This window comes from Citrobacter portucalensis (assembly GCF_023374935.1).
In the GTDB taxonomy this organism is placed as follows: domain Bacteria; phylum Pseudomonadota; class Gammaproteobacteria; order Enterobacterales; family Enterobacteriaceae; genus Citrobacter; species Citrobacter portucalensis.
This window is the reverse complement of the sequence record NZ_CP092466.1, coordinates 1,854,306-1,876,859: the sequence shown is the minus strand read 5'-3', so window position 1 is coordinate 1,876,859 and position 22,554 is coordinate 1,854,306. Positions and strand designations below refer to the sequence as shown.

17 protein-coding genes are annotated in these 22,554 nt (G+C 52.9%); 11 read left to right on the top strand and 6 right to left on the bottom strand.

Annotated elements, in window-relative coordinates; genetic code table 11:
- Positions 1-8 precede the first annotated feature (8 nt).
- Positions 9-1,370, top strand: a complete 1,362-nt coding sequence (gene trhP / locus LY264_RS08980; protein WP_043016896.1) for a prephenate-dependent tRNA uridine(34) hydroxylase TrhP — start codon at positions 9-11, stop codon at positions 1,368-1,370.
- A gap of 267 nt (positions 1,371-1,637) precedes the next feature.
- Here trhP and clpA read toward each other — a convergent pair whose 3' ends face one another.
- Both clpA and clpS read right to left on the bottom strand, forming a co-directional pair.
- Positions 1,638-3,914 (bottom strand): ATP-dependent Clp protease ATP-binding subunit ClpA, encoded by a 2,277-nt coding sequence (gene clpA, locus LY264_RS08975; protein ID WP_003036804.1) that lies wholly within the window; start codon positions 3,912-3,914, stop codon positions 1,638-1,640.
- A gap of 30 nt (positions 3,915-3,944) precedes the next feature.
- A complete protein-coding gene (clpS, locus tag LY264_RS08970; protein ID WP_048224509.1) occupies positions 3,945-4,265 on the bottom strand; it encodes an ATP-dependent Clp protease adapter ClpS in 321 nt (106 codons plus the stop codon).
- 323 nt (positions 4,266-4,588) lie between these two features.
- Between clpS and cspD the strand changes: the two genes are divergently transcribed.
- Positions 4,589-4,813: a cold shock-like protein CspD gene (gene cspD / locus LY264_RS08965; protein ID WP_003834283.1), complete on the top strand. Its 225-nt coding sequence runs from the start codon at positions 4,589-4,591 to the stop codon at positions 4,811-4,813.
- Between the two features lie 74 nt (positions 4,814-4,887).
- On the opposite strand, the gene macB is transcribed toward cspD, so the two are convergent.
- Both macB and macA read right to left on the bottom strand, forming a co-directional pair.
- A complete protein-coding gene (gene macB / locus LY264_RS08960) occupies positions 4,888-6,834 on the bottom strand; it encodes a macrolide ABC transporter ATP-binding protein/permease MacB (RefSeq protein ID WP_048215946.1) in 1,947 nt (648 codons plus the stop codon).
- Complete coding sequence (macA, locus tag LY264_RS08955) at positions 6,831-7,946, bottom strand: macrolide transporter subunit MacA (RefSeq protein WP_008785219.1); 1,116 nt, start codon at positions 7,944-7,946, stop codon at positions 6,831-6,833. Before macA ends, macB begins: the two co-directional genes overlap by 4 nt.
- A 159-nt stretch (positions 7,947-8,105) precedes the next feature.
- Between macA and LY264_RS08950 the strand changes: the two genes are divergently transcribed.
- Complete coding sequence (locus LY264_RS08950) at positions 8,106-9,053, top strand: VirK/YbjX family protein (RefSeq protein ID WP_048224512.1); 948 nt, start codon at positions 8,106-8,108, stop codon at positions 9,051-9,053.
- Here the strand turns inward: LY264_RS08950 and LY264_RS08945 are convergent.
- Positions 9,050-10,708, bottom strand: a complete 1,659-nt coding sequence (locus tag LY264_RS08945; protein WP_048224515.1) for an ATP-dependent endonuclease — start codon at positions 10,706-10,708, stop codon at positions 9,050-9,052. The two genes, LY264_RS08950 and LY264_RS08945, sit on opposite strands and share 4 nt — an antisense overlap.
- Positions 10,709-11,079: 371 nt before the next feature.
- Between LY264_RS08945 and aqpZ the strand changes: the two genes are divergently transcribed.
- From aqpZ to LY264_RS08920, 5 genes are all read left to right on the top strand, one after another.
- The gene (gene aqpZ / locus LY264_RS08940) at positions 11,080-11,775 is read left to right on the top strand and encodes an aquaporin Z (RefSeq protein ID WP_003840208.1); all 696 of its coding nucleotides are present in this window, start codon (positions 11,080-11,082) and stop codon (positions 11,773-11,775) included.
- A gap of 268 nt (positions 11,776-12,043) precedes the next feature.
- The gene (locus LY264_RS08935; RefSeq protein WP_048224518.1) at positions 12,044-12,943 is read left to right on the top strand and encodes a LysO family transporter; all 900 of its coding nucleotides are present in this window, start codon (positions 12,044-12,046) and stop codon (positions 12,941-12,943) included.
- Between the two features lie 155 nt (positions 12,944-13,098).
- A complete protein-coding gene (gene hcp, locus LY264_RS08930) occupies positions 13,099-14,751 on the top strand; it encodes a hydroxylamine reductase (RefSeq protein WP_008785224.1) in 1,653 nt (550 codons plus the stop codon).
- Positions 14,752-14,761: 10 nt separating this feature from the next.
- Positions 14,762-15,730: an NADH oxidoreductase gene (gene hcr, locus LY264_RS08925; protein WP_003027256.1), complete on the top strand. Its 969-nt coding sequence runs from the start codon at positions 14,762-14,764 to the stop codon at positions 15,728-15,730.
- 179 nt (positions 15,731-15,909) lie between these two features.
- Positions 15,910-17,523: an FAD-NAD(P)-binding protein gene (locus LY264_RS08920; RefSeq protein WP_048224521.1), complete on the top strand. Its 1,614-nt coding sequence runs from the start codon at positions 15,910-15,912 to the stop codon at positions 17,521-17,523.
- A 74-nt stretch (positions 17,524-17,597) separates the two neighbouring features.
- On the opposite strand, the gene LY264_RS08915 is transcribed toward LY264_RS08920, so the two are convergent.
- Positions 17,598-18,032, bottom strand: a complete 435-nt coding sequence (locus LY264_RS08915; protein ID WP_003834302.1) for a DoxX family protein — start codon at positions 18,030-18,032, stop codon at positions 17,598-17,600.
- Between the two features lie 152 nt (positions 18,033-18,184).
- Here LY264_RS08915 and poxB point away from each other — a divergent pair, with 152 nt between their 5' ends.
- The 3 genes from poxB to LY264_RS08900 all read left to right on the top strand — a co-directional run bounded on the left by poxB (position 18,185) and on the right by LY264_RS08900 (position 22,501).
- Positions 18,185-19,903 (top strand): ubiquinone-dependent pyruvate dehydrogenase, encoded by a 1,719-nt coding sequence (gene poxB, locus LY264_RS08910; RefSeq protein WP_048224523.1) that lies wholly within the window; start codon positions 18,185-18,187, stop codon positions 19,901-19,903.
- A 155-nt stretch (positions 19,904-20,058) separates the two neighbouring features.
- Positions 20,059-21,060: a low-specificity L-threonine aldolase gene (gene ltaE, locus LY264_RS08905; protein WP_048224528.1), complete on the top strand. Its 1,002-nt coding sequence runs from the start codon at positions 20,059-20,061 to the stop codon at positions 21,058-21,060.
- Positions 21,061-21,070: 10 nt separating this feature from the next.
- Complete coding sequence (locus LY264_RS08900) at positions 21,071-22,501, top strand: SDR family oxidoreductase (protein ID WP_048225808.1); 1,431 nt, start codon at positions 21,071-21,073, stop codon at positions 22,499-22,501.
- The last annotated feature ends 53 nt before the right edge of the window (positions 22,502-22,554 follow it).

Sequence of the window (22,554 nt, the reverse complement as noted above, 5' to 3'; positions counted from 1 at the left end):
AGAAAATTATGTTTAAACCGGAACTCCTTTCCCCGGCGGGAACGCTGAAAAACATGCGTTACGCTTTCGCCTATGGCGCAGACGCTGTGTATGCGGGCCAACCGCGTTACTCACTGCGCGTACGCAACAACGAATTCAACCACGAAAACCTGCAGCTCGGCATTAATGAAGCCCATGAACTGGGTAAAAAATTCTATGTGGTGGTTAACATTGCCCCACACAATGCCAAGCTGAAGACCTTCATTCGTGATCTGAAACCGGTGGTGGAAATGGGGCCGGATGCACTGATCATGTCAGACCCTGGTCTGATTATGCTGGTGCGCGAAAACTTCCCTGACATGGACATTCACCTTTCAGTACAGGCTAACGCCGTAAACTGGGCGACGGTGAAATTCTGGAAGCAGATGGGGCTGACCCGTGTGATCCTCTCCCGCGAGCTGTCGCTGGAAGAAATCGAAGAGATCCGCACCCAGGTGCCGGATATGGAGCTTGAGATCTTCGTTCACGGCGCGCTGTGTATGGCCTACTCCGGCCGTTGCCTGCTTTCTGGCTATATCAACAAGCGTGACCCTAACCAGGGTACCTGCACCAATGCCTGCCGCTGGGAATACAACGTGCAGGAAGGCAAAGAAGATGTGGTGGGCAATATCGTGCATAAGTACGAGCCTATCCCGGTACAAAACGTCGAACCCACGCTGGGTATTGGCGCGCCGACAGACAAAGTCTTTATGATTGAAGAAGCCCAGCGTCCGGGTGAGTATATGACCGCGTTCGAAGACGAACATGGCACTTACATCATGAACTCAAAGGATTTGCGTGCCATTGCCCACGTTGAACGCCTGACGCAGATGGGCGTGCATTCCCTGAAGATCGAAGGCCGCACCAAGTCATACTATTACTGTGCACGTACCGCGCAGGTCTATCGTAAAGCCATTGATGATGCCGCAGCCGGTAAACCGTTCGACCCGCAACTGCTCGAAACGCTGGAAGGTCTGGCGCATCGTGGTTACACCGAAGGGTTCCTGCGCCGCCATACGCATGACGACTATCAGAACTACGAATACGGCTTCTCTGTTTCCGAGCGTCAGCAGTTTGTCGGCGAGTTTACCGGCGAACGTAAAGGTGAACTGGCAGCCGTACTGGTGAAAAACAAATTCACCGTCGGCGACAGCCTGGAGCTGATGACCCCACAAGGCAACATCAACTTTACCCTCGAGCAGATGGAAAACGCGAAAGGCGAAGCCATGCCGGTTGCGCCGGGCGATGGTTACACCGTGTGGATGCCAGTACCAGAGGATATCGATCTGAATTATGCATTGTTGATGCGTAATTTTACCGGTGAGTCCACGCGCAACCCGCATGCTAAGTAGTTAATTACGGTTATTTTTCAGCGTTCGGAAGATTCTTAGAAATCGATCACATACCGTTTCGTTCATTAAGGGTATTATCCCCTCCGCTGAAAAACATAACCCATAAATGCTAGCTGTACCAGGAACCACCTCCTTAGCCTGCGTAATCTCCCTTACGCAGGCTTATTTTTTGCCTGCCGTTTAAACTCCCCGAATATCCCATTTCAAATCACGATTATCAGGCGAAAAAAACCGGGCATTACGCCCGGCTGATTAGGTGATTAAAGATTAATGTGCGGCTTCTGGCTTGTGCTTTTGCGCACTCTGGAAGCCATAGGTCAGCTCATTTTTCTCTTTATCCAGCGCAACGGTCACCTGGCCACCATCCACCAGCGAACCGAACAGCAGTTCGTTAGCCAATGGTTTTTTCAGATTATCCTGGACCACACGCGTCATTGGACGTGCGCCCATTGCGCGGTCGTAGCCTTTCTCTGCCAGCCAGTCACGCGCTTCCTGACTCACTTCCAGAGAGACACCTTTCTGATCCAGCTGTACCTGAAGCTCGACGATAAACTTATCAACAACCTGATGAATCACCTCGGTAGAGAGATGATCAAACCAGATAATGTTGTCGAGACGGTTACGGAATTCCGGCGTAAACACTTTTTTGATTTCGCCCATTGCATCAGTACTGTTGTCCTGATGAATCAACCCAATCGATTTACGCTCAGTTTCACGCACACCAGCGTTGGTGGTCATGACCAGCACCACGTTGCGGAAATCCGCTTTACGCCCGTTATTGTCGGTCAGCGTACCGTTATCCATCACTTGCAGCAGCAGGTTAAAGACATCCGGGTGCGCTTTTTCGATTTCATCCAGCAGCAGTACCGCATGCGGATGCTTAATAACAGCATCGGTCAGCAAACCGCCCTGGTCGAAACCGACATACCCCGGAGGCGCACCAATCAGGCGGCTAACGGTGTGGCGTTCCATATACTCGGACATATCAAAACGCAGCAGTTCAATGCCGAGTGCTTTGGACAACTGCACCGTGACTTCGGTCTTACCGACGCCAGTTGGTCCGGCAAACAAGAACGAACCAACCGGTTTATGCTCGTGTCCCAGACCGGCACGGCTCATTTTGATCGCTTCAGTCAGCGCCTCAATGGCTTTATCCTGTCCGAATACCAGCATTTTCAGACGGTTGCCCAGGTTTTTCAGCGTGTCGCGATCGCTCTGCGAAACGCTCTTCTCCGGGATCCGCGCAATGCGGGCCACAACGGACTCGATATCCGCCACGTTGACGGTTTTCTTGCGCTTGCTGACCGGCATCAGACGCGCACGCGCGCCCGCCTCATCGATCACGTCGATCGCTTTATCCGGCAGATGACGATCGTTAATGTATTTCACCGCCAGTTCGACCGCTGCACGCACCGCTTTGGCGGTATAGCGGACATCATGGTGCGCTTCGTATTTTGGCTTCAGACCGTTGATTATCTGTACGGTCTCTTCTACCGATGGCTCAGTGACATCAATTTTCTGGAAACGGCGCGCTAACGCACGGTCCTTTTCAAAGATATTGCTGAATTCCTGATAGGTTGTGGACCCTATCACACGGATCTTACCGCTGGAGAGCAGCGGCTTGATCAGGTTAGCCGCATCCACCTGGCCGCCCGATGCCGCACCCGCACCGATAATGGTGTGGATCTCATCGATAAACAGAATACTGTTAGTATCCTGTTCCAGCTGTTTCAGCAGCGCCTTAAAGCGTTTCTCAAAATCACCGCGATATTTGGTGCCAGCCAACAGCGAGCCGATATCCAGGGAGTAAAGGGTGCAATCAGCCATGATTTCAGGCACATCACCCTGGACGATACGCCAGGCGAGGCCTTCGGCAATGGCGGTTTTACCGACGCCAGACTCTCCCACCAGCAGCGGGTTGTTTTTTCTGCGACGGCACAGTACCTGAATGGCGCGCTCCAGCTCTTTGTCCCGGCCAATGAGCGGATCAATTCCGCCCACTCGGGCAAGCTGGTTAAGGTTAGTCGTGAAGTTCTCCATACGGTCCTCCCCGCCAGCTTGCTCTTCGTTATTTGGCTGATTCCCAGAGTCAGAAGACTGACTGGGTTCGTCTTTGCGCGTGCCATGAGAAATAAAATTCACCACATCAAGACGACTTACTTCATGCTTACGCAGCAGATAAGCCGCCTGAGATTCCTGCTCGCTGAAGATAGCGACCAGCACATTTGCGCCGGTAACTTCATTGCGCCCGGAGGACTGAACATGAAAGACCGCGCGTTGCAGTACACGCTGAAAACTCAACGTTGGCTGCGTGTCGCGTTCTTCCTCACTGGCAGGCAATACAGGTGTGGTCTGTTCAATGAAGGCTTCGAGTTCCTGACGGAGCGCCACCAGATCCACAGAACACGCTTCCAGCGCTTCGCGGGCCGATGGGTTACTGAGCAACGCCAGTAACAAGTGCTCGACGGTCATAAACTCATGTCGGTGCTCGCGCGCTCTGGCGAAAGCCATGTTTAAACTGAGTTCCAGTTCTTGATTGAGCATAGGCACCTCCCCCAATGTTTATGCCTGCATTCAGGCTTTTTCCAGCGTACACAGCAACGGATGCTCGTTCTCCCTCGCATATTTGTTCACCATCGCTACTTTGGTTTCAGCCACTTCGGCAGTAAACACGCCGCAGATAGCTTTGCCTTGATAGTGAACTGCAAGCATCAGATGCGTTGCACGTTCTACATCATAAGAAAAGAATTTTTGTAACACGTCAATAACAAACTCCATCGGAGTGTAATCATCATTGACTAATATCACTTTATACATAGATGGCGGTTTTAGCGCGTCGCGCAATTTGTCTTCCGCCAGCAGATCGAAATCCAGCCAGTCGTTCGTCTTACCCATTGTCAGTCGTCATCTTCAATTACGGTTTCCGGCAGAAAATCTTGCCGCTGACAAGCAGCCTATGCGCACAATCAATCTACCTCAAGTATTAGATAACTATCATCTATTAGTGCCATCCGCGACATCTGTCACATAACCGACAATAGCGTTAACTGCTTCAAATTTTGATGCATTTTTACCCTATTCCGTCTGCATGGCGCTTGACGCCCCGCCTGATTTCTCTAAATTGTAGTTTCGAGAGTTGGCGAGGTTTTGAACAGCCCCCACTCCGCCACCGGTTCATTCCATCTTACTTATATAAGATTTACGAAGGATGTCGAAGTATGGAAACGGGTACTGTTAAGTGGTTCAACAACGCCAAAGGGTTTGGTTTCATTTGCCCCGAAGGCGGCGGCGAAGATATTTTCGCCCATTACTCCACCATTCAGATGGATGGTTACAGAACGCTAAAAGCCGGACAGTCTGTCCAGTTTGATGTCCACCAGGGGCCAAAAGGCAATCATGCCAGTGTCATCGTGCCTGTCATTGAAACAGAAGCTGTCGCATAGCTCTTCTGTCTCATTGTGTACATCCCGCAGTCAAAATGCCAGCCCTTGCGGCTGGCATTTTTATCTCTGTGGCATTATTCCCGCGCCAGAGCATCTACTGGATCCAGACGTGCCGCATTCCGCGCCGGTAACCAGCCAAACAACACACCGGTTGCAGTCGAACACAGGAACGCCGTCAACAGCGCTACGGGTGAGAATCCAATTTCCCAGCCCGGCAGAAATAGCTGTAGCGTAAAAGCGATCAGCATCGACAGGCTAATGCCCAACGCGCCGCCAACCAGACACACTAACACCGCTTCAATTAAGAACTGTTGCAGCACGTCACTGGCGCGAGCGCCAACCGCCATACGAATACCAATCTCACGCGTTCGTTCGGTTACTGAAACCAGCATAATATTCATCACGCCAATCCCACCGACCACCAGCGAAATCACCGCCACCAGCGTCAGGAAGAGTTGTAATGTACGTGTGGTCTTTTCGGCGGTTTTCAAGATGCCGTCCATATTCCAGGTGAAGAAATCCTTCTTACCGTGGCGCAACGTCAACAGTCGGGTCAGTTGCTGTTCGGCCTGGGCACTGTCAAAACCATCCTTCACCCGCACGGTGATCGAGTTCAGCCACGACTGTCCCATAATGCGCCCGGACATAGTGCTGTAAGGCAGCCAGACACGCAGGATCTTGCTACTGCCAAACATCGACTGTTTCTCTTCTGCAACACCAATCACCGTGGCAGGCATATTCCCCACCAGCACGACTTCGCCAACAACTTTCGCTTTATTGGGGAACAACTGACGACGGGTATTGCTGTCGAGCACCACCACCTGAGCGCGCCCCGCCAGTTGCTCGGCGTTAAAGGTGGTCCCTTCGCTAAATGTCATGCCATAGACGTTGAAATAGTCGCCGCTAACGCCATTAGCACTGGCAGCAACGTCGATATTGCCATAGCGCAACCGCAGGTTCTTCGACACCGCAGGCGTTACTGAACTGACCCAGGGCTGCTTCTGTAGCGCCGTCAAATCGTCATACTTCAACGCCTGTTGATATTGCGGATCGTCGTCGCCGAAGTCTTTGCCTGGATAGATATCAATGGTGTTAGTACCAATAGCGCGAATATCTGCCAGTACCAGTTGTTTAGCCGCATCGCCTACCACCACGATCGACACCACCGAAGCAATACCGATAATGATCCCAAGCATGGTCAGTAGCGTTCGCATTTTATTCGCGGCCATTGCCAGCCAGGCCATGGTAAGCGCTTCACGAAAACCGCTGACAAACTGGCTCCAGCCGGATGCCGTTTTCACCGTTGGCTCCGCAATATCGCGTCCGCCAGAGGGTTTCTGTGGCGGTGGATTGCGCACAATCTCACCGTCACGAATTTCAATGACCCGTTCGGCCTGCGCGGCGACCTGGCTGTCGTGAGTAACGATAATTACCGTATGCCCGCGATCGCGCAGCTGGTGCAAAATCGCCATCACCTCTTCGCCGGAATGGCTATCCAGTGCACCGGTGGGTTCGTCGGCAAGAATAACCTGCCCTCCGTTCATCAGCGCACGCGCGATACTGACCCGCTGCTGCTGACCACCGGAAAGCTGGGAAGGTTGATAGTCAACCCGGTCACCCAACCCCAGCCGCTGGAGTAATTCCTGCGCACGCGCCAGGCGCTGCTTACGTTCAGTGCCCGCGTAGACCGCGGGTACCTCAACGTTTTGTGCGGCGGTTAAATGCGACAGCAGGTGATAGCGCTGGAAGATAAAACCAAAATGCTCACGACGCAGTTGCGCTAGCGCATCGCTATCCAGCGTAGAGACATCGCGTCCGGCAACGCGATACGTACCGCTGGTTGGCTTATCCAGACAGCCGAGAATGTTCATCAGCGTCGATTTACCCGAACCCGACGCCCCGACAATCGCCACCATTTCCCCGGCCTGAATGCTCAAGGATACGTCCTTCAACACCTCAACCTGGCCTTCACCTGACGGATAGCTGCGGCGGATATGGCTCAGCTCAAGCAATGCTGTCATTTTGCAGCTCCAGCGTTGCCCTCACCGGTAATGACTTCATCCCCCTCTTCCAGCCCTTTCACGATCTCCACATCGGTGTCATTACGCGCGCCGATAACCACTTCACGTTCGCGGGTTTCGCCGTTACGCAGTAGTCTGACGTTATAGCGGTTGTTGCCAATAGGATCGCCCAGCGCCGACAGCGGGATGGTCAGGACATTTTTGACATCAGTGAGCTGGATATGGACCTGCGCGGTCATATCCAGACGCAGGATCCCTTTCGGGTTGGGAACTTCGAAGCGGGCATAGTAGAAAATCGCATCATTCACTTTCTCTGGCGTCGGAAGAACATCTTTGAGCTTACCTTCATAGCGTGTTTGCGGATCGCCCAGCACGGTAAACCAGGCCTTTTGCCCAGGATGCAGGTGAATTACATCAGCCTCAGAAACCTGCGCTTTTACCAGCATGGTGCTCATATCCGCCAGCGTCAGAATATTAGGGGCCTGCTGGGCGGCAATAACGGTTTGCCCTTGCAGGGTAGTAATTTGCGTTACTTCGCCAGCCATTGGCGCAACGATGCGGGTGTAATCAAGGTTGGTTTTTGCCGTATCGAGAGAGGCCTGATTACGCTTAATTTGCGCGTCAATTGTGCCAATTTGCGCCTGTTTGACCGCCATTTCGGTGGCCGCCGTGTCGAGATCCTGCTGTGAAACGGCCTGAGTTTTCGCCAGCTGTTGTTGGCGGGAGAGAGTGACCCGCGCCAGCTTCCACTCAGCTTCGGCTTGTAAACGCTGGGCGCGCAATTCCATCAGCGTCGCTTCAACCTCTTTGATTTGGTTTTGCGCCTGTTCAGGATCGATAACACCGAGCAACTGATCTTTTTTTACTTTATCGCCAATCGCGACCGACAGCGTTTTTAACTGCCCGCTGACCTGCGCCCCGACGTCAACTTTACGCAGCGCATCCAGCTTACCGGTCGCCAGCACGCTTTGTTGCAGATCGCCAGGTCGAACAATTAATGTTTGATACTGAGGTAAAGGTGCATTAAGCGTTCGCCAAAGTGCAATTACCGCCACAATAAGGATGACGGCGAACAGAAAATAGCGTTTTTTGATTTTTCCCTTGAGCTTCATAAATGTCCCAATTCCCCCAATACGCCCACCAGAGTGGAGTGCTAAACATCAACGTTAAATAAATCGCCGTTGAAAAGCGCAAGAATAACAGAGTTATTGATGAATGGTTAAGATCCGCTGTGCTGAAATTAGTACAAGGGTATCAATCGGATTTATATTATGAGTCAACTAACTGAAAGCACTTTTCTTTCCACCAAACCAGTCACGCGTTTTGGCCTTTTTTTCAGCCTGAGCAGCGGTCATTTACGGCCCGCACATTGCTGGGATAAACGGAGCTTTCGTCGTAAATTTATCTGGCGTTCATTATTGATACCCCGTCTCACTCAGGAATGGATGACTGAACTGGCCCAATGGCCGGATCTTGGCCCCCTGCTCGCCCGTCAACCCCGACTGCCGGTTCGTTTGCACCGTCCTTATCTTGCGGCAAACTTCTCCCGCAAAATGCGTTTAGATGCGGTGCGTTTTCATTACCATTTTATCCGCCACGCATTCTTACCCGCTGAATTTAACGCCTTATTAAGCAATGACGGCTTACATCTGGCGCAAACCGAAGGTAAAGACGGCGATATATTTACCATCACCATGATGATGTTTCCGGTACTGGATAAAGAGGGTGAAGCCACCATTCAGGTGCGCAATGGTCACGGAGACGTGCTAACCAAAATGACGTTTACGTTCTGCGAATATAATGGGAAAAGTACATTATTTATTGGCGGTGTGCAGGGCAATGCGCAACTACCACACGAAGCAATCCAAAAAGCAACGAAGTCCTGCCATGGAATTTTCCCAAAACGTATTGTGATGGAAACCATTTGCCGTTTAGCCGAACAGTTGAATATTGAAAAAGTTATGGCTGTAAGCAATGAACAGCATATCTTTCGCAGTCAACGCTACCACGATAAAAACAAGGTGATCCATTCTGACTACAACGCTTTTTGGGAGTCGGTTGGCGGTGAGTGCGACAGCAACGGGTACTATCATATTCCACGCACGCTGGCGCGAAAAAGCGAGGCGGATATTGCGAGCAAAAAACGCGCAGAATACCGCCGCCGCTATCAGCTACTGGACAGCATCCATTCGCAGCTGTTGTCGATGTTTCGCCACTAATCCGCTCTGCCGCGTGCCAGCCACAGCACGCGGGAAAACATTTTTCGCAGCAGCGTTGGCACCGCATCAACGCCCCGCCGCCCGGCTTCCATCGCCACCTCAATGGCCAAATCCGGTTTTGACGAACGATGTATCGCCTTGGAGATAATTTTGCGTATATTCATAGGCACATTCTCAGGGATTTGCGCCACCCGGTGAAAGACGTCAGCAAACCCCTGGCGATACATAAAGTGTTCCATATCCAGCGCGGGGAGCATGGTCAAATGCTCACGCTCTTCCTCTCTGTCGTCATTCAATAAGCTACGTACCGTGGCCGCGTACTTTTTCCCGGCTTCATCGCCATCGACCAGCACATGCCACTCTATCCCCATCCGGCGGGCGAATTTAACCAGCGGCTTAAGACCGGACTGGGCAAATTCAATGACTTTAATCCCTTCTGCATCAAAGTGGTGTCCGCACTGGCGGGCCAGTTCGTTAATAACCCAGGTTTCCGTTTCACCTTCCACCAGCAGCCAGCAGCGGGCAAACAACGATGACGCACGATTAAAACGAATATGAAATGCGATTCGCCGACCATCTTCTGCACTGATCCCACCCGGCCCCAGCCGCCAGGCAGCGACGCGGGATGATTCACGTACCAGACGAACAACATGCTCAACAGGCGTAAGGGACAGCAGCTCACCGGAGTTGGTGGTCGCCACTCGCTGCAGAGGCAGTAAATTCAACAAGTGCCAGGCCACCGACAGCATGATGGGATGTAAACGCGTTTCCGGATCTTCCACCAGCAGTAAAGGTCGGGCGTCTTTATCCAGCCTTAGCGTGCCTTTGGCCTGCAACAAGGTCGAAAACAGGCCCAACAGAATAACCCGGTGCGTACGTCCGCCGGGTTTATCAATCATGCGGTTAATAATGTCCAGATAGCGCCAGCTCCGTTGTTCGTTATTGGAGCGACGGCGCATCAGACGGTAGCGGGACTGGCCAGCCCCCTGCTCGGAAAAATAGTGCTCCAACAACTGAACCATGGCCGATAACCCCTGGCGGATCTGCCCGTCGGTCAGGTTTTGCGGCCGGGTAGCCAGCTCACGCGCCAGAAAATCCAGTTGGCGGGCGGTGACTTCGACATCCGCCGAGTCCGGCACGGTACCGTTGCGGATCCGTCGCATGAATCGCGCGTCGCGCAGACGTAGTACCGGCATCAGACGCACAAGGTGGCGCGCCTGATCGTTAATGTCATCGAGAGGTAATGGATGGCCGTCGCCATCAAGAAAACTGCGCAAGGTAAGAACGCTACCGTCATCCGCACACTCGCCTTCCAGGCGATAAAAAATGCGGTGATAGCCATCCTGGCAAGGCGTCCAACTGGCTTCCAGAGGACGATAGCGACGCACCCGGTAACGACCCGGCTGGGATTCACGAAACGTCAGGATAATGTGCAGGTGGTGTTCCCTGCCCTGTATATCACCCGGCGGGAACCAGAAATCCTCGCGGACAAAATGATACAAGTCTGACTCCGGCGACAGCAGCAGGGTCAAGGCATCCAGCAGACTGGATTTACCCCACGCGTTCTCCCCAATCAGCACGTTGCTCTGCTCCAGCATCAACGACAGACGGTTAATACCGCGAAATCCAACAATCTCAACGCGTTCGAGAATCATATAGCCTCCGGAAATGCTAACTTTTTCCTTCAAGTTATCAGGAGTATAACGGCAAGCGGTCGCTCAGGACACCCGATATCAATCTGGTGTGAATCGCAAAAGCAAAAAAAATAAGAATATTCTTCTTATGTTTTCTCCTGAATATAATTTCAGAACTTAATCATCGTCCTTTCGCTAATTGAACTATGCTTCATTCACCCAAGATTCAAAAAGGAATCGCAACATATTGCCTTAAATCAAATTTTTTCATCAATTTAACTGGCGAAGGGATGATATTTTTTTCTAAAATACCCGCTCTTTCATCATCGTCCCTTTTAGCGATGAATTACCGGGCAAGGAACACGAACCCGGAACTTTTAATTGAGGTGGTTATGTTCAGGAAATTAGCAGCTGAATTCTTCGGTACGTTTTGGCTCGTTTTTGGTGGGTGCGGTAGTGCAGTGCTGGCAGCCGCATTCCCGGAATTGGGAATTGGATTTGCCGGTGTCGCGCTGGCATTCGGCCTGACAGTATTAACCATGGCATTCGCTGTGGGTCATATTTCAGGTGGGCATTTTAACCCGGCGGTAACCTTCGGTTTATGGGCTGGCGGTCGTTTCCCGGCAAAAGATGTTATTGGTTACGTTATTGCTCAGGTTGTGGGCGGTATTGTTGCAGCTGCGGCACTGTATCTTATTGCCAGCGGTAAAGCAGGTTTTGATGCAACGGCCAGTGGTTTTGCTTCGAACGGCTTTGGTGAACATTCACCAGGCGGTTATTCCATGCTTTCTGCCGTCGTCATTGAAATTATCCTGACCGCAGGTTTCTTATTAGTGATCCACGGCGCGACCGATAAACATGCTCCGGCAGGTTTTGCACCTATCGCAATTGGTCTGGCGTTAACACTGATTCACTTGATCAGTATTCCGGTCACCAACACCTCCGTAAACCCGGCACGTAGTACCGCAGTAGCCATTTTCCAGGGCGGCTGGGCATTGCAACAATTGTGGTTCTTCTGGGTCATGCCGATTATCGGTGGGGTTCTCGGCGGTCTTATTTACCGCACCCTGCTCGAAAAACGCGATTAATCGCTAACAAAAAGGCCTGGCGAAAGTCAGGTCTTTTTGTTCCTCTCTATATTTCCTTTTATTTGCAACTTTACTCCCCTCTTTGCATTGAGTAGTGTGTATACCCGTTATACTTCAAGTTGCAGATGTGTTGACTGCGCTCGCTCCCCCCAGTCACGTACTTATGTACGCTCCCGGGGATTCACTCCCTTGCCGCCTTCCTGCAACTTGAATTATTTAGGTTATAGTGACGCATTTCGTCTTACTTCTCAGCAAGGATCTGGTTTTCATGTTTTCAGGGCTGTTAATCATTCTGGTTCCCCTTATTGTGGGCTACCTTATTCCGCTCCGGCACAGGACTGTATTACAACTTATCAATCGCCTGTTAAGCTGGATCGTCTACCTTATTCTCTTTTTTATGGGTATTAGCCTGGCGTTTCTGGATAATCTCGCCAGCAACCTGTTAGCCATTCTTCATTATTCTGCGGTCAGCGTGACGGTCATTATACTGTGTAATATTGCGGCGCTGTTCTGGCTGGAGCGTTCGCTGCCCTGGAGACACAACCACAAGCAAGAAAAGCTCCCCTCGCGAATTGCAATGGCGCTTGAGTCGCTTCAGCTTTGCGGCGTCGTCGTCATCGGCTTCCTGCTCGGCCTCACTGGGCTTCCCATTCTGCAGCATGCCACCGAAGCCAGCGAATATACGTTAATCTTTTTACTGTTCCTGGTGGGGATTCAACTGCGCAACAGCGGCATGACCTTAAAGCAAATTGTGTTGAACCGTCGGGGGATGATCGTGGCCGTCGTCGTCGTCGCCAGTTCGATGCTGGCGGGGGTGATCAATGCCTTGATCCTCGGTCTACCGCTGAAAACCGCGCTGGCGATGGCATCAGGTTTTGGCTGGTATTCCCTGTCCGGTATTCTGTTAACCGAATCGTTCGGGCCCGTAATTGGTAGTGCCGCCTTCTTTAACGACCTGGCCCGTGAGCTGATCGCCATTATGTTGATTCCAGGAATGGTGGGCCGCAGCCGCTCTACCGCGCTGGGATTATGCGGCGCGACATCAATGGATTTCACCCTGCCCGTTTTACAACGCAGCGGCGGTCTGGAAATGGTCCCGGCAGCCATCGTCCACGGCTTTATTCTGAGTCTGTTAGTGCCTCTGCTGATGGCGTTTTTCTCCGCCTGACGCCGGGACAAATACCTCTCTGGCGGTAGTCAGCTACCGCCAAAATTGCGCTAAATCAATCTCCCTGCAAGTAGTAGCAGAAATCCCTTTTATCCCTTCGCGCACAGGCATAACCTTAAACATGTATATTAAATATAACTTTAAAAGGTGTGACCATGTTTTGTGTGCAATGTGAACAAACCATCCGTACTCCGGCAGGAAACGGCTGCTCTTACGCGCAGGGTATGTGCGGTAAAACGGCTGAAACCTCCGATTTGCAGGATCTGCTGATTGCTTCCCTACAAGGTCTGTCTGCATGGGCTGTTAAAGCACGTGAATACGGCATCATCGACCATGAGGTTGATAACTTTGCGCCGCGTGCATTCTTCTCCACGCTGACTAACGTTAACTTCGATTCCCCGCGTATTGTTGGCTATGCCCGTGAAGCTATCGCCATGCGCGACGCCCTAAAAGCGCAATGCCTGAACATCGACGCGAACGCAGCGGTCACCAACCCGATGGCCGATCTGCAACTGGTCAGCGACGATCTGGGCGACCTGCAACGTCAGGCCGCTGAATTTACCCCGAACAAAGACAAAGCAGCCATCGGCGAGAACATTCTCGGCCTGCGTCTGCTGTGTCTGTACGGCCTGAAAGGTGCGGCAGCTTACATGGAGCACGCGCACGTTCTCGGTCAGTACGACAACGAAATCTACGCTCAGTACCACAAAATCATGGCGTGGCTGGGTACCTGGCCTGCCGATATGAACGCTCTGCTGGAGTGTTCAATGGAAATCGGCCAGATGAACTTCAAAGTGATGAGCATTCTGGACGCCGGTGAAACCACCAAATACGGCCACCCGACCCCGACTCAGGTCAACGTAAAAGCAACCGAAGGTAAGTGCATCCTGATCTCCGGTCACGACCTGAAAGATCTGTACAACCTGCTGGAGCAGACCGAAGGTACTGGTGTTAACGTTTATACCCACGGTGAAATGCTGCCGGCGCACGGCTACCCGGAACTGCGTAAGTTCAAGCACCTGATCGGCAACTACGGCAGCGGCTGGCAGAACCAGCAGGTAGAGTTTGCCCGCTTCCCAGGTCCGATCGTCATGACCTCTAACTGCATCATCGACCCGACCGTTGGCGCGTACGACGACCGTATCTGGACCCGTAGCATCGTCGGTTGGCCGGGTGTGAGCCACCTCGAAGGCGACAACTTCGGTCCGGTTATCGCTCAGGCACAGCAGATGGCTGGCTTCCCGTACAGCGAAATCCCGCACCTGATCACCGTAGGTTTCGGTCGTCAGACCCTGCTGGGCGCTGCTGATACCCTGATCGACCTGGTGAGCCGCGAAAAACTGCGTCACATCTTCCTGGTTGGCGGTTGTGACGGTGCACGTGGTGAACGTAACTACTTCACCGACTTCGCCACCAGCGTGCCGGATGACTGCCTGATCCTGACCCTTGCTTGCGGTAAATACCGCTTCAACAAACTGGAGTTCGGCGATATCGAAGGCCTGCCGCGTCTGGTGGATGCTGGTCAGTGTAACGATGCTTACTCTGCCATCATCCTGGCGGTAACCCTGGCTGAGAAACTGGGCTGTGGCGTGAACGATCTGCCGCTGTCTCTGGTGCTCTCCTGGTTCGAACAGAAAGCGATTGTTATTCTGCTGACCCTGCTGTCTCTGGGCGTGAAAAACATCGTCACTGGCCCGACTGCACCTGGTTTCTTCACACCGGATCTGCTGGCAGTTCTCAACGAGAAATTTGGTCTGCGTTCCGTGACCACCGTTGAAGAAGACATGAAGCAACTGCTGAGCGCGTAAGGAGTAAAGAATGACAATGCCAACTCATCAGTGCCCATGGCGGATGCAGGTTCACCACATCCATCAGGAAACGCCGGATGTATGGACAATTTCGTTGCTATGCCACGATTATTATCCTTACCGCGCCGGGCAGTATGCACTGGTCAGCGTACGTAATTCAGCGGATACGCTGCGTGCTTACACCATTTCTTCAACGCCGGGCGTTAGCGAGTACATCACGTTGACCATCCGCCGGATTGACGATGGCGCAGGTTCACAGTGGCTAACCCGCGACGTGAAGCGCGGCGACTATATCTGGCTGTCGGATGCAATGGGTGAGTTCACCTGTGAAGATAAAGCGGAAGACAAGTTCCTGATGCTAGCCGCCGGCTGTGGTGTTACGCCAATCATGTCAATGCGTCGCTGGTTGGCAAAGTACCGCCCACAAGCGGATGTACAGGTAATCTTTAACGTTCGCTCGCCGCAAGATGTCATTTTTGCGGACGAGTGGCGCGAATATCCGGTGACATTAGTTGCTGAAAACAATGCCACAGAAGGTTTTGTTTCCGGCCGACTGACGACCGAACTGCTGAAAAGCGTACCGGATCTGACCTCGCGTACCGTGATGACCTGTGGCCCGGCACCGTATATGGATCTGGTCGAGAAAGAAGTCAAAGCGCTGGGTGTGACGCGCTTCTTTAAAGAGCAGTTCTTCACACCTGTTGCCGAAGCCGCCACCAGTGGCCTGAAGTTTACCAAGCTACAGCCGGCGAAAGAGTTCTACGCGCCAGTGGGCAGTACGCTGCTGGAAGCGCTGGAAAGCAACAAGGTTCCGGTTGTCGCCGCATGCCGTGCAGGTGTTTGCGGCTGCTGCAAAACCAAAGTGGTTGACGGTAACTACACGGTCAGCAGCACCATGACGCTGACCGACGCAGAAATCGCTGAAGGTTATGTGCTGGCTTGTTCCTGTCATCCGCAGGGTGATTTAGTGCTGGCGTAATTGGCCGGGATCTGATGTGCAAAAGGCCGCCTGGCTGTACCGGGTGGCCTTTTTTTATGCTGTCAGGCGTTGCAAAATTCTGATGTTTTCACTCTCCCCGCAAATTATCGACCACACTTACCCTGCGCAGATTAAACATAATCCATGACTACCACGTCGAACTTTCTACAAGGATCCCCATGAAAAAAGTGGCCATTGTCGGCGTCGGTCCCACCGGGATTTATACGTTTCATGCCCTGGTTGAGCGCGGTGAACCGCTGGAAATAGAGCTTTACGAGCAAGCTGAAGAGGCGGGCGTTGGCATGCCTTACAATAGCGACAACAACGCAGACCACATGCTGGCAAATATAGCCAGCATTGAGATCCCGCCGATCTATATCAGTTATCTGACGTGGCTTCAGAATCAAAGTGATGACTATCTGGCCCAGTTTCAGATTGAACGCGCGTCTTTGCATGAGCGGCAATTTTTGCCCCGCGTGATCCTCGGCGACTATTATCGCGATCGTTTTTTAGCCATTGTCGAGAAAGCGCAACAAGCCGGTTTCACGATTCGCGTACATGAATCAAGCGAAGTCACCGACCTGCGAGCAGACCCGAATGGGGTTTCTTTGTGGATCAACCACGCGTCACAGCCCGTTGAGGTGGATTTCGCCGCTATCGCCACTGGTCATCTGTGGCCTGAAACGGATGCTCAGGAACGCAAATTTTTCCCCAGTCCGTGGACCGGTCTGATGGACGCGCAGATTGGTGCTTGCCGGGTAGGGATTCTGGGCACCTCGTTAAGTGCTATCGACGCCGCGATGGCTGTGGCCAGTCAGCATGGCACCTTCACTACCAATACCGACCATTCACTGCAATTCACACCCAAATCCGACAGTCAAAACCTGAAACTAACCCTGATGTCGCGCAGCGGGGTACTGCCTGAAGCGGATTTTTACTGCCCCCTTCCGTATGAATCGCTGAATATCGCGACGCCAGAAGCAATTGAAGATGCCATTGCCCATGGACAAAACGGATTACTGGACCGCATCTTTCAGCTTATGGCGCAACAACTGCAAGACGCAGCGCCAGGCTGGTGCCAACAGGTGGCGCTTGCGACGCTTAACGCCGACACGTTCCCCGAAGTCTATTTCGCCGACAGGCTCAGGCATGACCCTTTTGACTGGGCAAGACGTAACCTGGTAGAAGTTGAGCGCAACAAGCAGAAACAACATACCGTCGCCTGGCGCTATACCTTGCTGCGCCTGCACGAGGTTATCGAGGAGATAGTCCCTCATCTTGATACCCGCGACGAAAAACGTTTCAAGCGCGGACTGGCGCGGGTATTTATTGATAACTATGCGGCAATCCCGTCAGAGTCAGTTCGCCGACTGCTGGAGCTGCACGAAGCCGGGCTGATTGAGATCCTCGCGCTCGGCACAGATTATGAGCGCATGAATGAACAGGAAATAACGGTAATTTCCCACCACGGTCAGCGCAGCGAATTTGATGTGTTTATTGACGCCCGAGGACAACGGGCATTGCAGAGCAAAGATATCCCGTTCCCAACGCTACGCGTTCAACTGCTGGCCTGTGGCGATGAGATCCCGGATATCGGCGAAGATTACACGCTGCAAGCGCCGGAAAACGCCCGCAATCGCATCGCTTTTGGCGGGCTGCCGTGGTTAATGCACGATCGTCCGTTTATTCAGGGACTGGTGGTCAGCGCTGAAATAGGCGCCGCGATGGCAAGGGCATTGACGCAGCGAGCGCTGAGACGTCGGCACAAACTATGGAACAGTGACGACATATAGATTAGCGACAAATTGAACGACGAGGCGGAGCAATGCTACGCTTTCCCGCCTCGGTATTGACTCTCAGATGGTAACTATCGCCAGGCAGAATTCCCGGCAACGGAGTAACGCCCCGCCCCCAAAAAAGCCACGGCCAGCGCGCCGATAAAGAAATAAACCAGACTTTCAATCGCCCATGCACCGGTTTTATCCAGTGTCCAGGTTTCACCCATCCCGACCATCAGCCACGCCACAACCATCGTAAACGCCAGCCCCAACGCCGCCGGACGCGTCAGGATGCCAAGAATAATCAGGCACGGTGCCACGACCTCTCCCAACAGAACGCCATACGCAATAAAGCCAGGGAAACCTTTCGCTATCAACATACCGCTGATGCCATCAATACCCGCAAAGAGTTTATGCAGCCCATGAAACAGCATCAGCCCACCGACGGCAAAGCGTAACAATAACTTGCCAAAATCTTCGTGAGTCAGTACTCGGTTAACTGAATTTAATAGTTTTATAACCATTTGAATTTATTCCTTGTTTCACCATGTCCAAAACAAACTACGCTTAATGCAGGTTAAATGAAACCTGCCGGAAATAAGGGGGAAATGAGAAGCATAACTATTATCTTCATCTAAACTTGTAACCGGTATCACATTAGAGGAGAAGGAAAACCATGAAACAAACGGTTGCCGCTTTTATTGCTAAAACACTCGAACAGGCTGGCGTAAAACGCATTTGGGGTGTAACGGGTGACTCACTTAATGGTCTGAGTGACAGCCTGAATCGTATGGGAACAATTGACTGGATGCCAACCCGTCATGAAGAGGTTGCAGCCTTCGCTGCGGGCGCTGAAGCGCAGTTGACGGGCGAACTGGCCGTCTGCGCAGGCTCGTGCGGGCCAGGCAACCTGCACCTGATCAACGGGCTGTTTGATTGTCACCGTAACCACGTCCCGGTACTGGCAATCGCCGCGCATATTCCCTCCAGTGAAATAGGCAGCGGTTATTTTCAGGAGACCCACCCGCAAGAGTTGTTCCGCGAATGTAGCCACTATTGCGAGCTGGTTTCCAGCCCAGAACAGATCCCGCAGGTACTCGCCATTGCCATGCGTAAAGCCGTATTAAATCGTGGCGTCTCGGTGGTGGTTTTACCCGGTGACGTGGCGCTAAAACCTGCGCCTGAAAGCGCCACCACGCACTGGTATCAGGCGCCGCTCCCGGTGGTGACTCCACAAGAAGAAGAACTGAGAAAACTGGCGCAACTGCTGCGCTACTCCAGCAATATCGCCCTGATGTGCGGCAGCGGCTGCGCCGGTGCGCATAAAGAGCTGGTTGAGTTTGCGGCTAAAATTAAAGCGCCGATTGTTCACGCCCTGCGTGGTAAAGAGCATGTTGAGTACGATAACCCCTATGATGTGGGTATGACCGGGCTGATTGGCTTTTCATCCGGCTTCCATACCATGATGAATGCCGACACGCTGATCCTGCTTGGCACCCAGTTCCCCTATCGCCCGTTCTACCCCACCGACGCCAAAATTATTCAGATTGATATCAATCCGGCGAGCATTGGCGCGCACAGTAAAGTGGATATGGCGCTGGTAGGCGATATTAAATCCACTCTCCGTGCCCTACTGCCTCTGGTGGAAGAGAAAACCGAGCGGCAATTCCTGGACAAAGCGCTGGAGCACTATCGCGAGGCGCGTAAAGGGCTGGATGATTTAGCCAAACCCAGCGATAAAGCCATTCACCCGCAGTATCTGGCGCAGCAGATCAGCCACTTTGCCGCTGACGATGCCATCTTTACCTGCGACGTTGGTACGCCAACGGTGTGGGCAGCACGCTATCTGAAAATGAACGGCAAACGTCGCCTGCTCGGATCGTTTAACCACGGGTCGATGGCGAATGCCATGCCGCAGGCACTCGGCGCACAAGCGACCGAACCAGGACGCCAGGTTGTGGCAATGTGCGGTGACGGCGGCTTTAGCATGCTGATGGGAGACTTTCTGTCGGTTGTCCAAATGAAGCTGCCGGTGAAGATTATTGTCTTCAACAACAGCGTACTGGGATTTGTGGCGATGGAGATGAAGGCTGGCGGTTATCTGACCGACGGCACTGAACTGCACGACACCAACTTCGCGCGGATTGCCGAAGCCTGTGGCATTACAGGCATTCGCGTGGAAAAATCCTCAGAGGTTGATGAAGCGCTACAAAGGGCGATGTCAATTGACGGCCCGGTGCTGGTCGATGTGGTGGTGGCGAAAGAAGAGTTAGCCATCCCGCCGCAGATCAAACTCGAACAGGCCAAAGGTTTTAGCCTGTATATGCTGCGTGCAATCATCAGTGGACGCGGTGATGAAGTGATCGAACTGGCGAAAACGAACTGGCTCAGGTAAAACATCCTTATTAAATCACACACAAAATCATTCATGATGCATCAAGGCGGCTAGCCCGAAAATCCCCAGGAGCATAGGTATACTATGTGACTGGGGTTTAAGGGTGCGGCCAACGCCGAGGCAGCTTGAAGGATGAAGTGTAATAAGGAGACACCATGATTGATTTACGCAGTGATACCGTCACCCGGCCGAGTCGCGCCATGCTGGAAGAGATGATGGCAGCCCCAGTCGGGGATGACGTATATGGAGACGACCCTACCGTTAACTCCCTCCAGCAATACGCCGCAAAACTTTCTGGTAAAGAAGCCGCTATTTTCTTACCTACCGGTACTCAGGCTAACCTGGTGGCGCTGCTCAGCCATTGTCAGCGTGGCGAAGAGTACATTGCCGGTCAGGGCGCGCATAACTATCTCTACGAAGCAGGTGGCGCAGCGGTGCTCGGTAGCATTCAACCGCAACCTATCGACGCCGCACCGGATGGCTCCCTGCCTCTGGACAAAGTAGCTGCGAAAATCAAAGCGGACGATATCCACTTTGCCCGCACCCGCTTGCTCAGCCTGGAAAATACCCACAACGGCAAAGTGCTGCCGCGCGAGTATCTGAAAGACGCCTGGGAATTCACCCGTGAGCGTAATCTTGCCCTGCACGTCGACGGCGCACGTATTTTTAACGCCATCGTCGCCTACGGCTGTGAACTTAAAGATGTCACGCAATACTGTGATTCGTTCACCATTTGCCTCTCCAAAGGCCTCGGTACCCCCGTTGGTTCACTGCTGGTCGGCAGCCACGAGTACATCAAACGCGCTATTCGCTGGCGCAAAATGACCGGCGGCGGAATGCGTCAGGCCGGTATTCTGGCAGCGGCCGGGCTGTATGCGCTGAAAAATAACGTGGCGCGGTTACAGGAAGATCATGACAACGCCGCTTGGATGGCGGAGCAGCTGCGCGAAGCAGGGGCGGACGTCATGCGCCACGACACCAACATGCTGTTTGTTCGCGTTGGCGAAGAGCACGCTACCGCGCTGGGCGAGTATATGAAAGCGCAAGGTGTGCTGATTAACGCCTCCCCGATTGTGCGCCTGGTGATGCACCTGGACGTATCACGTGAACAACTTGCTGAAGTCGTCGCCCACTGGCGCGCTTTTTTAACCCAATAAGGAGATGGGCGTGCCGCAACGGATTTTGGTTCTTGGCGCCAGTGGCTACATTGGTCAGCATTTAGTACAGGCGCTCAGTCAGCAAGGGCATCAGGTGTTGGCTGCGGCACGTCGCATTGAACGGCTGGAAAAGCAGCAACTGGCCAATGTCAGTTGCCACAAGGTCGATTTGAATTGGCCAGATAATCTCACCCCACTGCTGACGGGTGTTGATACGGTTTATTATCTTGTTCATGGTATGGGCGAAGGCGGTGATTTTATCGCCCACGAACGCCAGGTGGCGATGAACGTGCGCGATGCGCTGCGTAATACGCCAGTTAAACAGCTTATTTTCCTGAGCTCATTGCAGGCTCCCCGGCATGAACAATCCGATCATCTGCGTGCACGACAGATAACCGCGGACACCTTGCGCGAGTCAGGCGTGCCAATGACGGAATTGCGCGCGGGCATTATCGTGGGAGCGGGTTCCGCTGCCTTTGAAGTCATGCGCGATATGGTTTACAACCTGCCGGTTCTCACCCCTCCACGCTGGGTACGCTCGCGTACCACGCCTATCGCGCTGGAGAATTTAATGTACTATCTGGTGGCATTGTTGGAAAATCCCACACCACATCACCGCGTCCTCGAAGCCGCCGGGCCGCAGGTGTTGAGCTATCAGGAACAGTTCGAGCATTTTATGGCGGTCAGCGGTAAACATCGCCTGCTCATCCCCATCCCCTTTCCTACCCGCTGGATTTCGGTCTGGTTTTTAAACGTCATTACGTCAGTGCCGCCAACCACGGCCAAAGCGCTGATCCAGGGCTTAAAACACGACCTGCTGGCCGATGACACTGAATTACGTGCGCTGATCCCTCAAAAACTGATTGCCTTTGATGACGCGGTGCGCAGCACGTTGAAGGAAGAAGAGAAGCTGGTCAACTCCAGCGACTGGGGTTACGACGCACAGGCGTTTGCCCGCTGGCGTCCAGAATATGGCTATTTCGCCAAACAAGCTGGCTTTAGCGTTGAAACCTCTGCCAGCACAAAAGCGCTGTGGCAGGTTGTGAATCGACTCGGCGGCAAAGAAGGCTATTTCTTTGGCAATATTCTATGGAGGACGCGCGCGGCGTTGGACCTGCTGGTCGGCCATAAGCTGGCAAAAGGTCGTCCCGAACACCCACTATTGCAAGTTGGCGACACCGTTGATAGCTGGAAAGTCATCATCGTTGAGCCGGAGAAACAGCTGACGCTGCTGTTTGGGATGAAAGCGCCGGGACTGGGTCGCCTGAGCTTCACACTGGAAGATAAAGGCGATCACCGACGCATTGATGTACGCGCGTGGTGGCATCCGCACGGTATGCCTGGCCTCTTCTACTGGCTGTTGATGATCCCCGCCCACCTGTTCATTTTCAGGGGGATGGCGAAGCGTATAGCCAAACTTGCAGAACAAATCACAGACTAATGATAAAAAGAGCCTGTATTCTTTCATGTTTCCCATTGCATACAGGCGTAATT

Coding starts and splice junctions, on each gene's coding strand:
- trhP (WP_043016896.1), top strand. CDS start 9: ATGTTTAAACCGGAACTCCTTTCCCCGGCGGGAACGCTGAAAAACATG.
- clpA (WP_003036804.1), bottom strand. CDS start 3,914: ATGCTCAATCAAGAACTGGAACTCAGTTTAAACATGGCTTTCGCCAGA.
- clpS (WP_048224509.1), bottom strand. CDS start 4,265: ATGGGTAAGACGAACGACTGGCTGGATTTCGATCTGCTGGCGGAAGAC.
- cspD (WP_003834283.1), top strand. CDS start 4,589: ATGGAAACGGGTACTGTTAAGTGGTTCAACAACGCCAAAGGGTTTGGT.
- macB (WP_048215946.1), bottom strand. CDS start 6,834: ATGACAGCATTGCTTGAGCTGAGCCATATCCGCCGCAGCTATCCGTCA.
- macA (WP_008785219.1), bottom strand. CDS start 7,946: ATGAAGCTCAAGGGAAAAATCAAAAAACGCTATTTTCTGTTCGCCGTC.
- LY264_RS08950 (WP_048224512.1), top strand. CDS start 8,106: ATGAGTCAACTAACTGAAAGCACTTTTCTTTCCACCAAACCAGTCACG.
- LY264_RS08945 (WP_048224515.1), bottom strand. CDS start 10,708: ATGATTCTCGAACGCGTTGAGATTGTTGGATTTCGCGGTATTAACCGT.
- aqpZ (WP_003840208.1), top strand. CDS start 11,080: ATGTTCAGGAAATTAGCAGCTGAATTCTTCGGTACGTTTTGGCTCGTT.
- LY264_RS08935 (WP_048224518.1), top strand. CDS start 12,044: ATGTTTTCAGGGCTGTTAATCATTCTGGTTCCCCTTATTGTGGGCTAC.
- hcp (WP_008785224.1), top strand. CDS start 13,099: ATGTTTTGTGTGCAATGTGAACAAACCATCCGTACTCCGGCAGGAAAC.
- hcr (WP_003027256.1), top strand. CDS start 14,762: ATGACAATGCCAACTCATCAGTGCCCATGGCGGATGCAGGTTCACCAC.
- LY264_RS08920 (WP_048224521.1), top strand. CDS start 15,910: ATGAAAAAAGTGGCCATTGTCGGCGTCGGTCCCACCGGGATTTATACG.
- LY264_RS08915 (WP_003834302.1), bottom strand. CDS start 18,032: ATGGTTATAAAACTATTAAATTCAGTTAACCGAGTACTGACTCACGAA.
- poxB (WP_048224523.1), top strand. CDS start 18,185: ATGAAACAAACGGTTGCCGCTTTTATTGCTAAAACACTCGAACAGGCT.
- ltaE (WP_048224528.1), top strand. CDS start 20,059: ATGATTGATTTACGCAGTGATACCGTCACCCGGCCGAGTCGCGCCATG.